The organism is Pseudomonas sp. WS 5410 (genome assembly GCF_012985645.1).
Taxonomy (GTDB): domain Bacteria; phylum Pseudomonadota; class Gammaproteobacteria; order Pseudomonadales; family Pseudomonadaceae; genus Aquipseudomonas; species Aquipseudomonas shahriarae.
The window spans coordinates 156,949-170,375 of record NZ_JAAQWS010000009.1; the positions used below are offsets into that span (position 1 = coordinate 156,949).

The 13,427-nt window shown below is 61.4% G+C and carries 11 protein-coding genes; 2 read left to right on the plus strand and 9 right to left on the minus strand.

Going from position 1 to position 13,427, the window contains the following annotated elements; all coding sequences use genetic code 11:
* Positions 1–153: 153 nt before the first annotated feature.
* The 4 genes from HBO24_RS15420 to HBO24_RS15435 form a co-directional block, all read right to left on the minus strand.
* Positions 154–1,404 carry an OprD family porin gene (locus HBO24_RS15420; protein ID WP_170059951.1) on the minus strand — a complete coding sequence of 417 codons (1,251 nt, stop codon included), beginning with the start codon at positions 1,402–1,404 and terminating at the stop codon, positions 154–156.
* Between the two features lie 166 nt (positions 1,405–1,570).
* Positions 1,571–3,028, minus strand: coding sequence for an AdeC/AdeK/OprM family multidrug efflux complex outer membrane factor (gene adeC / locus HBO24_RS15425; protein WP_057958747.1), 1,458 nt, complete (start codon positions 3,026–3,028; stop codon positions 1,571–1,573).
* A complete protein-coding gene (locus HBO24_RS15430; protein WP_057958748.1) occupies positions 3,028–6,195 on the minus strand; it encodes an efflux RND transporter permease subunit in 3,168 nt (1,055 codons plus the stop codon). Before HBO24_RS15430 ends, adeC begins: the two co-directional genes overlap by 1 nt.
* Before the next feature lie 3 nt (positions 6,196–6,198).
* Complete coding sequence (locus HBO24_RS15435) at positions 6,199–7,341, minus strand: efflux RND transporter periplasmic adaptor subunit (RefSeq protein ID WP_057439798.1); 1,143 nt, start codon at positions 7,339–7,341, stop codon at positions 6,199–6,201.
* A 265-nt stretch (positions 7,342–7,606) separates the two neighbouring features.
* Here HBO24_RS15435 and HBO24_RS15440 point away from each other — a divergent pair, with 265 nt between their 5' ends.
* On the plus strand, positions 7,607–8,239 hold the full coding sequence (locus HBO24_RS15440) for a TetR family transcriptional regulator (RefSeq protein WP_057439796.1): 633 nt from the start codon (positions 7,607–7,609) through the stop codon (positions 8,237–8,239).
* 257 nt (positions 8,240–8,496) lie between these two features.
* Here the strand turns inward: HBO24_RS15440 and HBO24_RS15445 are convergent, their stop codons facing one another.
* The 3 genes from HBO24_RS15445 to HBO24_RS15455 are packed head-to-tail and all read right to left on the minus strand — an operon-like array spanning position 8,497 to position 11,070.
* Positions 8,497–9,552 carry an alkene reductase gene (locus tag HBO24_RS15445; RefSeq protein WP_057439794.1) on the minus strand — a complete coding sequence of 352 codons (1,056 nt, stop codon included), beginning with the start codon at positions 9,550–9,552 and terminating at the stop codon, positions 8,497–8,499.
* Positions 9,553–9,578: 26 nt separating this feature from the next.
* The gene (locus HBO24_RS15450) at positions 9,579–10,745 is read right to left on the minus strand and encodes an MFS transporter (protein ID WP_057958749.1); all 1,167 of its coding nucleotides are present in this window, start codon (positions 10,743–10,745) and stop codon (positions 9,579–9,581) included.
* A gap of 10 nt (positions 10,746–10,755) precedes the next feature.
* Complete coding sequence (locus HBO24_RS15455; RefSeq protein WP_029297039.1) at positions 10,756–11,070, minus strand: helix-turn-helix transcriptional regulator; 315 nt, start codon at positions 11,068–11,070, stop codon at positions 10,756–10,758.
* A 154-nt stretch (positions 11,071–11,224) separates the two neighbouring features.
* Here HBO24_RS15455 and HBO24_RS15460 point away from each other — a divergent pair, with 154 nt between their 5' ends.
* On the plus strand, positions 11,225–11,809 hold the full coding sequence (locus HBO24_RS15460; protein WP_170059952.1) for an ACP phosphodiesterase: 585 nt from the start codon (positions 11,225–11,227) through the stop codon (positions 11,807–11,809).
* A 39-nt stretch (positions 11,810–11,848) separates the two neighbouring features.
* Here HBO24_RS15460 and HBO24_RS15465 read toward each other — a convergent pair whose 3' ends face one another.
* Complete coding sequence (locus HBO24_RS15465; RefSeq protein ID WP_057439790.1) at positions 11,849–12,640, minus strand: lysophospholipid acyltransferase family protein; 792 nt, start codon at positions 12,638–12,640, stop codon at positions 11,849–11,851.
* Positions 12,640–13,395, minus strand: coding sequence for an L-ornithine N(alpha)-acyltransferase (olsB, locus tag HBO24_RS15470; protein ID WP_057439788.1), 756 nt, complete (start codon positions 13,393–13,395; stop codon positions 12,640–12,642). Before olsB ends, HBO24_RS15465 begins: the two co-directional genes overlap by 1 nt.
* Positions 13,396–13,427: the final 32 nt, after the last annotated feature.

Consider the following 13,427-nt stretch of genomic DNA (forward strand, 5'->3'; position numbering starts at 1 on the left):
GGCAAGTGGCCCCTTCAGCGCTGACACTGAAGGGGGGGGGCGGCAGCGGTCGGCAGGCCGACGGCCCGAAGTTCGCCGTTGGGCGCATCTCGCGCAGGTTTGTCGCCGGCCTGCTCCAGGGGGGCCTGGTACCCCTAGTCAGTGCGAGGCAGCCTACAGCAGGCTAAGGGGATAACTGACAATCAACCGATTCTCATCAAACTCATTGTTGCTGAAGTCGCGCCGGATGCTGGAATTGCGCCAGCGCAGGGTCAGGCTTTTCAGGCTGCCGCTTTGCACGGTGTAGCCCACTTCGCTTTCCCGCCCCCATTCCTTGCCATCGCTGACGGTGGCGGTGTGCACGTTGCTGCCGCTGATGTAGCGGTTCATCAGGGTCAGGCCCGGCACGCCGAGTGCGGCGAAGTTGTAGTCGTGGCGCAGCTGCCAGGAGCGTTCTTCGGCGTTGTCATAGCTGGCATTGAAGCTGTCGTTGGCCAGGGTGCCGCCGCTGGTGCCATTGACCCGCATCCAGGCGCTGTTGCCATTGAGTTTTTGCAGGCCGACATAGAAGGTGTGGCCGCCGTACCTGGCCGAGAACAGGCCGGACCAGGTCTGGTTGTCCAGGTTGCCGGCACGGGCGCTGCCGTCGTCCTGGCCATAGAAGAAGCCGAGGTTGGCGCCCAGGGTCCAGTCGCCCACGGGCTGGCTGTGGGTCAGGTTGAGGTATTGCTGGCGGTAGATGTCCTTGAGCTGGGCATTCCACACGCCGACCTGGGTGCGCTTGTCGTTGAACGCATATTCGGCGCCCTGGAAGTTGAAGCGATCGGAGGTGAACGCAGTTTTACCGAACATCGACATGTCCGTCATGCTGCTGTCGTCTCGCGGGCTGTTGGCGCGGAACTGGCCGCCATACAGGGTCAGGCCGGCGATCTCTTTGGACGTGATCTGCCCGCCGCGCAGGGTTTGCGGCAGGGAGCGGCCATCGTCCGCACGCAGGATCGGCAGCACCGGCATCCACTCGCCGACTTTCAATTCGGTCTGGGAAATCCGTGCCTTGAACGCCACCCCCAGGCGGCCGAAGTTGTCGGCCGGTTTGCCATCGTGATCCAGGGGCAGCAATTGGGTGCCACCGGAGCCGCCGCCGCCATCGAGCTTTTGCGCGTACATGCCCAGCACATCCACCCCGAACCCCACGGTGCCCTGGGTGAAACCGGACTTGGCGTCGAGGATGAAACTCTGCGTCCACTCCTGCGCGCCGCCCTGGGCCTTGGTCGGGTTGGTGAAATTGCGGTTGAAGAAGAAATTGCGCAGGTTGAGGTTGGCGCTGGCATCTTCCAGAAAGCCGTGTTCCTCGGCGACGACTGGGAGGGCAAGGCTGGCGACAGCGGTAGCCAGCAATAGCCGGCGAGGGTGCAAGGTGCTCATGGCGTGGGACCTGTTGTTATTGGTGGTTTTCAGGTGCGGGCCATGGTGCGGGGCGTTGCCGGGGCGGTTCAATTGGGGGAGGGCGGGTTCTGGGCGGTGATCGAACGGAACTGTACGCCCATGAAAAAGCCCACCAAAAGGTGGGCTTCCTGTGTTGCTACGCCGATCAGAACAACTTGAGCTTCGGCGCTTCTTCTTTCACCGGCTCATTCTGCGCCGTCTGTTCGTTCCAACCGCCACCGAGGGCCTTGTACAAGGTCACTTCGCTGGTCAGTTGGGCCAGGCGGTCGGTGATCAGCGTTTGCTGGGCAGCGAACAGCTGGCGCTGGGCGTCGAGGAAGGTCAGGTTGCTATCAACCCCGATGCGGTAGCGACGCTCGGCCAGACGGTAGTAGTCCTGGTTGGCCGAGACGAAGTCACGCTGGGCCTGCAACTGTTGGTTGTAGGTCGCACGTGCTGCCAGGCCGTCGGAGACTTCCTGGAACGCGGTCTGGATCGACTTCTCGTAGGTCGCGACGTTGATCTCTTTCTGGATCTTCGAGTAGTCCAGGCTTGCGCGCAGGCTACCGGCGTTGAAGATCGGGATGTTGATCTGCGGTGCGAACGACCAGGTACCCGAGCCGCCCTTGAACAGGCCGCCGAGGTCCGGGCTCAAGGTCCCGGCATTGGCCGTCAGGCTGATGCTCGGGAAGAACGCAGCCCGTGCCGCGCCGATATTGGCGTTGGCAGCCTTGAGGTTGTGCTCGGCCTGGAGGATGTCGGGGCGACGTTGCAGCAGGTCTGAAGGCAGGCCGGCCGGTACTTCGCTCAACAGGTCGTCGGACAGCGGCTGAGTGACGAGATTCGCCGGCAGACCGGTGCCCAGCAGCAGGGTCAGGTTGTTTTCATCCTGGGCCACCTGGCGGGTGTAGCGGGCCAGTTGCACGCGGGCGCTTTCAACCGAGGTCCGCGCCTGGCTCAAGTCCAGGGCCGAGGCCACGCCGACTTCGTTGCTGCGCGAGGTGAGCTTGAAGCTCTGCTCGTAGGCGGCCAGGGTGTCCTGGGTCAGCTTCAGCAGTTCCTTGTCGGCCTGCCAGGTCAGGTAGGCATTGGCCACGCTGGCCACCAGGCTGATCTGCGTGCTGCGGCGTGCTTCTTCAGTGGCGAAGTACTTCTGCAACGCTTCTTCGCTCAGGCTGCGCACCCGGCCGAACAGGTCCAGTTCGTAGGCGTTGATCCCGAGGGTCGCCGAGTAGGAGCTGGTGATGTTCGATTCGCCGGTTTGCGAGGCCCGTGCCGGAACGCGCTGGCGGCTGCCGCTGCCATTGGCGCCGACGGCCGGGAACAGGTCGGCACGCTGGATGCGGTACTGCGCGGCAAAGGCGTCGATGTTCAGCGCGGCGACGCGCAGGTCACGGTTGTTGACCAACGCGACCTGAATCAGTTGCTGCAGGGCAGGGTCGTGGAAAAACTGCTTCCAGCCTTGCTCGGCCGCGGCCTGGCTCGGTGCCTGGGCCGACGAGTACGCCGGCCCCTGCGGGAACTGGGCGGCCACCGGCGCTTCAGGCTGCTGATAATCAGGGATCAGCGAGCAGCCACTGAGCACAAATGCCGTGACTGCCAGGGAGAGTAGCGACTTGCGCATTAGCCAGCCTCTTTAGGAGTATTCGGTGTATCGGACTTGTCAGTTTTTTTCCGGCTGCCAATGGCGGACACGGTCACGAAGAACAGTGGCACCCAGAAGATAGCCAGAACAGTGGCGGTGATCATACCGCCAATTACGCCGGTACCGATTGCGTGTTGGCTGCCCGAACCTGCACCCGAGGAGATCGCCAGCGGCAGTACGCCGAGGATGAACGCCATGGACGTCATGATGATCGGACGCAAACGCATGCGGGACGCCTCGATGGCCGCCTCGACGATGCCCTTGCCCTGTTCATGCAGTTCCTTGGCGAACTCGACGATCAGGATGGCGTTCTTCGAGGCCAGGCCCACGGTGACCAACAACCCCACCTGGAAGAACACGTCGTTGGACAGTCCTCGCAGGCTGGTGGCCATCAGTGCACCGATCACGCCCAGCGGTACTACCAGCACTACCGCAATCGGGATCGACCAGCTTTCGTACAACGCTGCCAGGCAAAGGAACACCACCAGCAACGACAGGGCATACAGCGCAGGTGCCTGGGAGCCGGACAAGCGTTCCTCATAGGACAGGCCGGTCCAGGCATAGCCCACACCTGCCGGCAATTGCTTGGCGATGCGTTCGACTTCCGCCATCGCATCACCGGTGCTGTAGCCAGGCGCCGGGGTACCGAGGACTTCCATCGCCGCTACACCGTTGTACCGCGACAGTTTCGGTGAACCGAAGATCCAGTTGCCAGAGGCAATTGCTGATAGTGGCACCATTTTTCCGTCGTTGGCGCGCACGAACCATTTGTTCAGGTCTTCAGGGGTCATCCGGCCAGCGGCCTCACCCTGGATGTAGACCTTCTTCACTCGACCGCGGTCGATGAAGTCATTGACGTAGCTGCCACCCAAGGCAATCGCCAGGGTCTGGTTGATGCTCGACAGGCTGATGCCCTGGGCACTGGCTTTCTCGTCGTCGATGGTCAGCTCGTACTGCGGCTCATCGTTGACGCCGTTGGGACGTACGCCGGCCAGGATCTTGCTCTGCGCGGCCATGCCGAGGAACTGGTTACGTGCGTTCATCAACGCTTCGTGACCCACACCGCCCTGGTCCTGCAGGAACACGTCGAAACCGGTGGCGTTACCCAACTCCAGTACCGATGGGGGCACGATGGCAAACACCATGGCGTCCTTGAAGGTCTGGAAGAAGTAGCCCTGGGCACGCTTGGCCACTTCGAACACCGACATGGATGCGTCGCGCTGGTCCCATGGCTTGAGCATGACGAATGCCAGGCCCGAGCTTTGGCCACGACCGGCAAAGTTGAAGCCGTTTACGGTAAATACCGATTGCACGGCCTTGCCTTCACCGGGCTCGCCTTCCTTGTCGTTCAACAGGAAAGCACGCATGTCGTCGATAACGGTCTGGGTGCGTTCGGCCGAAGAACCAACCGGCGTCTGTACCTGGGCGAAGATCACGCCCTGGTCTTCCTCGGGCAGGAACGCGCTTGGGATACGGGTGAACAGCCAGATCATGCCGGCGAAGATGATCAGGTACACCAGGAACGAAGGCGCCTTGTGCTTGATCATGTTGCCCACGCCGCGCTCGTAGCTCAGTACGCCACGGTCGAAGGTGCGGTTGAACCAGCCGAAGAAACCACGCTTGGGTTGGCCGTGTTTCTCGGGGTCGACCGGCTTGAGCATGGTGGCGCACAGTGCCGGGGTGAAGATCAGTGCAACCAGTACCGAAAGTGCCATCGCCGACACAATGGTGATGGAGAACTGTTTATAGATGACCCCCGTCGAGCCGCCAAAGAACGCCATCGGCAGCAGTACCGCCGAGAGTACCAGGGCAATACCTACCAGGGCGCCCTGGATCTGGTCCATGGACTTGACCGTTGCCTCTTTAGGCGACAGATGCTCCTCGGCCATCACCCGCTCGACGTTTTCCACTACCACGATCGCATCGTCCACCAGCAAGCCGATGGCCAGGATCATGCCGAACATGGTCAAGGTGTTGATGGTGAAGCCGAAGGCCGCGAGGATGCCGAACGTACCCAGCAATACCACCGGTACTGTCATGGTGGTGATGATGGTGGCGCGGAAGTTTTGCAGGAACAGGTACATCACCAGGAACACCAGGATGATCGCCTCGACCAGGGTATCGACTACCCCGGAAATCGACTCGGTCACCACTGGGGTGGTGTCATACGGAACCACGGCTTTCATGCCTGGCGGGAAGAACGGCTCCAGGGACGCGACCGTGGCACGGATGGCCTTGGCGGTGTCCAGGGCGTTGGCACCCGATGCCAGTTTGATCGCCATGCCGGAAGCCGGCTTGCCGTTGAACTGGGCACTGATGCTGTAGTTCTGGCCACCCAACTCGACACGGGCGACATCGCCCAGGCGTACCTGGGAGCCATCGCTGTTCACGCGCAGCAGGATCTTTTCAAACTGCTCGGCGCTTTGCAGACGGGTCTTGCCGATGATGGTGGCGTTCAACTGGGTGCCGGGCAGGGCTGGCAGGCCGCCCAACTGGCCGGTGGCCACCTGGACGTTCTGCGCCGCAATGGCACTGCTGACATCCACCGGGGTCATCTGGAAGTTGTTCAACTTGGCCGGATCCAGCCAGATACGCATGGCGTACTGGGAACCGAAGACCTGGAAGTCACCCACGCCAGACGTCCGCGAAATCGGATCCTGGATGTTGGAAACGATGTAGTTGGACAGGTCATCCTTGCTCATGGTGCCGTCTTCGGACACCAGGCCGATCACCATCAGGAAGTTCTTCACCGACTTGGTTACGCGGATCCCTTGTTGCTGCACTTCTTGCGGCAGCAATGGGGTCGCCAGGTTCAGCTTGTTCTGCACCTGAACCTGGGCGATGTCCGGGTTGGTACCCTGGTTGAACGTCGCGGTGATGGTCATGCTGCCGTCGGAGTTACTGTCCGAGGCCACATAACGCAGGTTGTCGATACCGTTGAGCTGCTGCTCGATCACCTGTACCACGGTGTCCTGCACGGTTTGTGCGGACGCGCCTGGGTAGGTCACCTGGATATCAATGGCGGTTGGCGCGATGGCCGGGTATTGGTTGATGGGCAACTTCAGGATCGACAGTGCCCCGACCAGCATGATCACCAGGGCAATTACCCAGGCGAAAATGGGACGGTCGATAAAAAATTTCGACATGTATTACTCCCCTTTGCCAGCGGCGGCGGCAGGAGCAGTACCGGCAGGCTTGGCGTTGGTGGCTTCCTTCGCGTCAACCGTGATGCCCGGCTTGATGAACTGCAAGCCTTCGGTGATCACACGGTCACCGGCATTCAGGCCCTTTTCCACCAGCCAGTAGGCGCCAGCGGTACGGTTGGCCACCAGCACGCGCTGTTCGACCTTGTTGTCGGCGGTCACGACCAGCGCAGTCGGGATGCCCCGGATGTCGCGGGTCACGCCTTGTTGTGGGGCGAGGATCGCCTTGCTGTTCACGCCGGCCTGCAATTGGGCGTGGACAAACATGCCCGGCAACAGGGTGTGATCAGGGTTGGGGAACACGGCGCGCAGGGTTACCGAACCGGTGGTCTGGTCGACCGACACTTCAGAGAATTCCAGCTTGCCCTGTTGCGCGTACTCGCTGCCGTCTTCCAGGGTCAGCTTGACCATGGCCGCGTTTTCACCGGATTTCTGCAGTTGGCCGCTTTCCAGGTCGCGACGCAGCTTCAGCATCTCGGCGGAGGATTGCGTGACGTCGACGTAGATCGGGTCCAGTTGCTGGATCACGGCCATGGCATCGGCCTGGCCATTGCTGACCAGCGCGCCTTCGGTGACCGAGGAACGCCCGATACGCCCGGAGATCGGGGCAAACACCTTGGTGTAGCGCACGTTGATCTGGGCGGTCTGCAGGTTGGCTTCGGAAGTCATGCGGTTGGATACGGCGGTGTCGTATTCCTGGCGGCTGACGGCCTGCTCGTTGACCAGTTGTTTGTAGCGGTCGGCAATCGACTTGGTCTGTTGCAGGTTGGCCTGGGCGCTTTTCAGGGTCGCCTCATACACCGACGGGTCGATCTGATAGAGCTGCTGGCCTTCCTTGACGTCGCCGCCTTCCTTGAACAGACGCTTGAGAATGATGCCGTTGACCTGCGGGCGGACTTCCGCGATGCGGAATGCAGTGGTGCGGCCCGGCAATTCGGAGGTCAGGGTATAGGCTTGAGGTTGAATAGTGACCACGCCGACCTGAGGGGTTTGAGCGGGCGGAGCCGCTTCTTCCTTTTTACATCCGCTGAGCAGCGATGCCAGGGCGACGGCAGTGACCAGAGCGGTAACAGCTGGCTTAAGTTGCATGAAGATCCTCGGGTCAGGCGCGCTCGATGCGCACAAGAAGTGTGGAAGGGTAAAAAACAGGCAGTGAGTAGATAAGTAGCTTGCTAGGCAATATACTTACGTTCATGGTTGTTTGTAAACTCTTGACAGGCTTCGCGGATTCCTTGCAAGGCAGCGCTGAAAGCCTCGATTCTATTACGTTCGGCGCCCTTGACGGTGTCGTCCCATAATTATTCAGAAGGTGGTTATCAACCACCGCTCGTGTCCTGATTGAGGTGTTACTGCCATGGTTCGTCGTACCAAAGAGGAAGCTCAGGAAACGCGCAGCCAGATTCTTGAAGCTGCCGAGCAAGCCTTTTATGAGCGTGGCGTTGCCCGTACTACGCTGGCGGATATCGCGGCGCGGGCGGGCGTGACGCGAGGCGCGATCTATTGGCACTTCAGCAACAAGTCGGACCTGCTGCAGGCGCTGCTGGACACGCTGCACGAGCCCCTGGACGAATTGGCCAGGGCCAGTGAAAGCGAGGATGAGGTAGATCCGCTGGGCTGCATGCGCAAGCTGCTGATCCATCTTTTTCATCAGGTGGCCCTGGACCCGAAAACCCGGCGCATTAATGAGATCTTGTTCCATAAGTGCGAATTTACCGATGAAATGTGTGACATGCGCCGTCAGCGCCAGACCCACAGCCTTGAGTGCAACCTGCGCATTGGCCTGACACTGCGCAATGCAGTCCACCGCGGGCAACTTCCGGAAAACCTCGACACCGCTCGCGGGGCGGTGTGCATTCATGCCTACATCAACGGGCTTATTGGCCAATGGCTACTGGTGCCAGACAGCTTTGAGCTGTATCAGCAGGCCGAGCGCCTGGTGGATATCGGGCTGGACATGCTGCGCTTGAGTCCCAGCCTGCACAATTGATACAAAATGCGTAATTGCGTTCGTTGGTGTCAACAGTAAAGCCTAAGGATGATCAATCGTCCTTCCGACTTATTTGTGGGGTGACGTTATATACGCGCTGGCCCCAGGTTGAAAGGTAGCCGGCTAAGTATTTTGTAGCGATATTGTTTCATTGCTGTGAAGGATTGTTACCGAACCTGTGGGAGCGGGCGCGGTGTTTTCAAGATCCAATAAAAAGCCCCGGCTCTTGCGAGCCGGGGCTTTTGCATTGTTGCGGGTCAGAGCGCCAGGGTCGGGTAGTCGATATAGCCGACCGGGCCTGGGCTGTAGAAGGTTTGCGGGTTCGCTTCGTTTAATGATGCATCGGCCTTGAGACGGGCCGGCAGGTCCGGGTTGGCGATAAACGGCACGCCAAACGCCACCGCATCGGCCTTGCCCGAGGCCAGCCAGGCATTGGCGCTGTCCTTGGTGAAGCGTTCGTTGGCAATGTACGGACCGCCGAACGCGGCTTTCAATTGCGGGCCCAGGCTGTCGCCGGCTTCTTTCTCGCGGGCGCAGATAAAGGCGATGCCACGCTTGCCCAGTTCACGGGCGACGTAGGTGAAGGTTTCTGCCAGGTTGGCATCGCCCATGTCATGCAGGTCGGCCCGTGGCGACAGATGCATCCCCACGCGGCCGGCGCCCCAGACTTCAATCACCGCGTCAGTCACTTCCAGCAACAGTCGCGCGCGGTTTTCCAGGGAACCGCCGTATTCGTCGGTGCGCTGATTGGTGCTGCTTTGCAGGAACTGGTCGAGCAGGTAGCCATTGGCGCCGTGCACTTCCACCCCGTCAAAACCGGCAGCCTTGGCGTTCTCGGCACCCACGCGATAGGCATCGACGATATCGGCGATTTCTGCGGTTTCCAGGGCTCGTGGGGTTGGGTAGTCGGCCAGCGGGCGCACCAGGCTGACGTGGCCGGCGGGCTGGATGGCGCTCGGGGCTACCGGGCTCTCGCCGTTCAGGTACGACGGGTGGGAGATCCGCCCCACGTGCCACAGTTGCAGGAAGATCTTGCCGCCGGCGCCGTGCACGGCCTTGGTGATGTTGGTCCAGCCGCGCACCTGGTCGTTGGACCAGATGCCTGGGGTGTTCGGGTAGCCCACGCCCATCGGCGTCACCGAAGTGGCTTCGCTGAGGATCAGGCCGGCAGACGCCCGCTGCACGTAGTATTCAGCCATCAGCGCATTGGGCACGCGACCGGCGTCGGCACGGCAGCGGGTCAGCGGTGCCATGATGATGCGGTTCGACAGCTGCACATCACCCAGTTTGATCGGATCGAAAATAGTCGTCATCGCAAATACTCGTCTGTTCTAAGTGATTAATGGGTAGCAGGGGCCAGGTCAGCATCGGCGCTCTGGCGGAAGGTGATCAGCGTGACCACCAGCGCCAGGATCGCCAGGGCCGCAGCCGCCAGCGGCACGCTGGTCAGGCCGAAACCGTGGGCAATCACACTGCCGCCGACCCAGGCGCCCAGGGCGTTGCCGATATTGAAAGCGCCGATATTGAGGGTCGACACCAGGTTGGGCGCGGCCTTGCCGAAGGTCACCACGTTGATCTGCAGTGCCGGTACGGCGGCAAACGACGCGGTGGCCCAGAGGAACAGGGTGATTTCGGTGGGGATGATGGCGACGCTGGTCCAGGTCAATGCGGTGGACACCACGGCCATGCTGATAAACACGCCAATCAGGGTCGCCGCCAGGCGTTTGTCCGCCAGTTTGCCGCCGATGATATTGCCCACGGTCAGGCCCAGGCCGATCAGCAGCAGGGTCCAGGTCACGCCTTTGGGCGAGACGCCGGTGACATCACCGAGCAGCGGCGCGACGTAGGTGAAGAGGGTGAACATCGACGCGGCAAACAGCGCGGTCATGCTCAGCGACAACCAGATCCCGGCACCCTTGAGGGCCGCCAGTTCGGCGCGCATATCGAGTTTCTCTTCATCACGCTTGGCCGGCAGGAAGCGGATCAGGCCGATCAGCGCGATCACACCAATCACCGTCACCGCCCAGAAGGTCGAGCGCCAGCCGGCTTCCTGGCCCAGCGCGGTGCCCAGGGGCACTCCGAGCACGTTGGCCAAGGTCAGGCCGGTGAACATCAGGGCCACGGCTGATGCGCGTTTGTTGGCTGGCACCAGGTTGGCGGCCACCACCGAGCCGATCCCAAAGAAGGCACCGTGGCATAACGCGGTTACTACCCGGGCAAACATCAACACGTTGTAGTCACTGGCCAGGGCGCAAAGCAGATTGCCGACGATGAAAATGCCCATCAACGCTACCAGGGCAGCCTTGCGCGGCAGTTTGGCGGTGGCCAGTGCCATGAAGGGTGCACCAATGGCCACGCCCAGGGCGTAGCCAGTCACCAGCCAGCCGGCGCCAGGAATCGACACACCAAGGTCGGCCGCCACATCGGGCAACAGGCCCATGATGACGAATTCGGTGGTGCCGATGGCGAAGGCGCTTAAGGCCAGTATGAGGAGCGAGAGAGGCATGCGGGATCCTTTACAGCGGTGGGCTGAGTTCTTCGGTGATGGCTTGGATAAACGCCTGGATGACGTCTTCATTGCGGCGGAAAAAGTGCCACTGCCCGGCTTTCTGGCTACTGATCAGGCCTGCCCGTTGCAGGGTCGCCAGGTGCGCCGACACGGTGGACTGCGACAGGCCGCAGCGTTGGTCGATCTGCCCGGCGCAGATGCCGTACTCGTGGTTGTGGACTTGTTCGGGGAACTGCACTTTCGGGTCTTTCAGCCAGTTGAGAATGTCTCGCCGTACTGGGTGTGCCAGGGCTTTTATTATTTCGTCGAGGTCAATGGACATGGCAGGGCTCGGTGTGGGTAAAACGTTATATCGCGATGAGGCGAACTTTAAATCGCTATATTCCGATATACCAATACGATTTTGATCTTGCTACTTAATAAATCGGTATATCGGGTTATAACGATACGTTGGCAGCAGTGCTAAACTGCGCGCCATGAATTATCTCGCACATCTGCACCTCGGCGGCCAACTTCCTGCACAACTGCTGGGCAGCCTCTATGGCGATTTCGTCAAAGGCCGCCTGCAGGGCCAGTACAGCCCGCAAATCGAGGCGGCGATCCAGCTGCATCGCTCCATCGACCGTTTCACCGACAGCCACCCATTGGTCGGGCAGGCGTTGTCACGGTTTACCCTGACTCGGCGTCGTTATGCGGGGATCGTCCTCGACGTGTTCTTCGACCATTGCCTGGCGCGGGATTGGGCGTTGTATGCCGATCAGCCACTGGAGCGCTTTACCTCCCAGGTGTACCAGGTGCTGGCGGCCGAACCGCAATTGCCGGGGCGCCTGGCGCAGATTGCACCGTCTATGGCGACGGATGACTGGCTGGGCTCCTACCGCGAGTTTGCGGTGATGGAGCATGTGCTGCGGGGGATTTCCCGGCGTCTGAGCCAACCCCGGGAACTGGACCAGGCGATGCAGGAGTTGCGGGTGCTGTATGAGCCGTTGAGCGAGGATTTCCGGGTGTTCTATCCCCAATTGCAGGCGTTCTCGAATAGCCACTTGGTAATACAAACCTGAATGTGGGAGCAAGCCCCCACATTGGGTACTGCGTTTGCTTCAGGCCGCATACGCCGGCCGAACCGGCACTGGCTGGTTTTGTGGCACCGGCCCGAACAAGGCCTTCTGCACCGCCTGCTGCGCCTGATACGCCAGCGCCGCACGTTCCTGGCCGGCGCAGGCGATGGGCTTGAGCAGATGAATCTCAACGTCGCCCTGATCATTGGCAAACAAACGCATCAGGTGCGAGAGCAAATCATCGTCACCAATAAACGGTGCGAGCGGATCAATCTGTCCATCGCGCAAATAACGGATCGCCACCGGTTGCAGCGCCACCTCGGCATCAATCGCGCTGGCCAGTAGCCGGCCATGGAAGGTGCGCAGGCTGCGGCCATCGGTGGTGGTGCCTTCGGGGAACATCAGCAGCGGGTGTTTTTGCTCGAGATGACGAGTCATCTGTTTGCGAATCAACTGACTGTCCCCCGAGCCACGGCGGATAAACAGGCTGCCGGCCTTCGCGGCCAGCCAACCGGCCACTGGCCAGGTGCGCACTTCGGCCTTGGACAGGAATGACAGCGGCGCCACCATCCCCAGCAGCGGGATGTCGGTCCAGGACACATGGTTGCTGACCCACAGCATCGGCTGTTGCGGCAGCTCACCGTGCACCATCACGCGAAAGGGCAGGGCATTGCTCAGGCGCGCCATGAAAAACCGCGACCAGCGCTGGCGCCGGACCATGGAGTTGGCGATTCCCAGGCGCTCGAACACACCAAACACGCCGGCCATGCTCAAGCCCAGGGCCACCACCAGCAGCACGCGGGCGATCCGCCCGTAGACCCGCAGGCGGCCCATCACATGGCCGCCTTGAAGTGGCGGGCATACCGCGGGCACAACTCGTCGCGTTTGAGCAGGATGAACACGTCGGCCACCTGGAAGTCCTCGTCCCAGCACGGCTCGCCGCAGATCTTCGCGCCCAGGCGCATGTAGGCCTTGAGCAGCGGCGGCATTTCGGCGATGACGTTGGACGGCAAGTCCAGGCTCGGCAGGGGTTTTTTCGGTTCGGCGCGCAGGTGTTCGTTGCACAGATAGCGTTCGCGCAGGCGCTGCATGATCGCATGGGCCTGGATGCCGCCGTCGTGCATCGGGATGCTCGCGCAGCCCATCAGGTAGCTGTAGCCGCCCTGGTTGAGCACCTCGGCCAACTCGCCCCACAGCACCGCGATGGTGCCGCCGTTACGGTAGGCCGGGTCGACACAGGTACGGCCGATCTCCAGGATCGGCCCCTGCAAATGCAGGAGACCGTGGAGGCTGAACTCTTCTTCGCTGTAGAACCGGCCCAGGGTGCTGGCCGCCTGGTGATCCAGCAGGCGGGTGGTGGCCACCAGGCGCCCGGTGTTCAAGTCCCGTACGCCAATGTGGCTGCAGTGAACATCATAGTCATCCATGTCCAGGCCCAGCTCCGCGCCTTTCAGCTTGGCATTGAACTCGCCGCTGAAAACGCTGAAACGCAGGGCCTGGGCTTCCTGCAACGCCTGGGCGCCGATCAGGCGTTCGGCTTGCAGGCGGCGTTCATTGCCGGTGTCACTGATGCGGGCGATCTGAGTCATGGCGAGTCTCCAGGTGCCGGCCAGGGTTGCGG

Coding starts and splice junctions, on each gene's coding strand:
- HBO24_RS15455 (WP_029297039.1), bottom strand. CDS start 11,070: ATGTCCATTGACCTCGACGAAATAATAAAAGCCCTGGCACACCCAGTA.
- HBO24_RS15435 (WP_057439798.1), bottom strand. CDS start 7,341: ATGCAACTTAAGCCAGCTGTTACCGCTCTGGTCACTGCCGTCGCCCTG.
- olsB (WP_057439788.1), bottom strand. CDS start 13,395: ATGACTCAGATCGCCCGCATCAGTGACACCGGCAATGAACGCCGCCTG.
- HBO24_RS15450 (WP_057958749.1), bottom strand. CDS start 10,745: ATGCCTCTCTCGCTCCTCATACTGGCCTTAAGCGCCTTCGCCATCGGC.
- HBO24_RS15460 (WP_170059952.1), top strand. CDS start 11,225: ATGAATTATCTCGCACATCTGCACCTCGGCGGCCAACTTCCTGCACAA.
- HBO24_RS15420 (WP_170059951.1), bottom strand. CDS start 1,404: ATGAGCACCTTGCACCCTCGCCGGCTATTGCTGGCTACCGCTGTCGCC.
- HBO24_RS15465 (WP_057439790.1), bottom strand. CDS start 12,640: ATGGGCCGCCTGCGGGTCTACGGGCGGATCGCCCGCGTGCTGCTGGTG.
- HBO24_RS15445 (WP_057439794.1), bottom strand. CDS start 9,552: ATGACGACTATTTTCGATCCGATCAAACTGGGTGATGTGCAGCTGTCG.
- HBO24_RS15440 (WP_057439796.1), top strand. CDS start 7,607: ATGGTTCGTCGTACCAAAGAGGAAGCTCAGGAAACGCGCAGCCAGATT.
- HBO24_RS15430 (WP_057958748.1), bottom strand. CDS start 6,195: ATGTCGAAATTTTTTATCGACCGTCCCATTTTCGCCTGGGTAATTGCC.
- adeC (WP_057958747.1), bottom strand. CDS start 3,028: ATGCGCAAGTCGCTACTCTCCCTGGCAGTCACGGCATTTGTGCTCAGT.